This window comes from Vibrio sp. 1069, from assembly GCF_033340555.1.
The window spans coordinates 1-532 of record NZ_JAWOWP010000888.1 but is presented as its reverse complement, the minus strand read 5'-3'; the positions used below and the strand labels follow the sequence as shown (position 1 = coordinate 532).

Annotated in this window: 1 protein-coding gene; it reads right to left on the bottom strand. The window is 45.5% G+C overall.

The window, feature by feature from the left end; translation table 11 throughout:
• Window positions 1–91 precede the first annotated feature (91 nt).
• Window positions 92–532, bottom strand: a 441-nt coding sequence (locus R7040_RS29645; protein WP_318098074.1) for a 1-acyl-sn-glycerol-3-phosphate acyltransferase, incomplete at its 5' end; no start/stop codon positions are given.

Below are 532 nucleotides of genomic sequence, written 5' to 3'. Positions count from 1 at the left end.
TCGCGGTTCGCAAATAATTGCGATATCAGATTGAATGAATAAAAAATGGGTAGCCTTAGCTACCCATTTTTGTATTCGGTATTTAACCCGTTTAAGCGGCGTTACGCTGTTTTACTTCTTCATCCAGCGCTTCTAGCTTTTCTTTCATCTGCTCGCGGCATACATTTGCGAGTTCACGAATGCCATCTTTACCGTAACCTTCAGTGCTCACCGGTGGCAACATTTCAACAATCACATGACCATTGTTCCAGCGGTTAAGTTTAATGTGGTCAGTGGAGCTACATACGATTGGAATAATTGGCACTTCAGCACCGATTGCCGCATGGAACGCACCCGTTTTAAACGGCAGCAAACCACGACCACGTGAGCGTGTACCTTCTGGGAACATCCAAACCGACACATCACTTTCTTTCATGCTGTTAACCACTTGGTCGATGGTACCTTTGGCTTTTGAACGGTTTGCACGGTCAATCAGAATATTGCCCGTCAACCAGTAAAGCTGACCAAACAATGGCATCCACGCTAGGCTTTT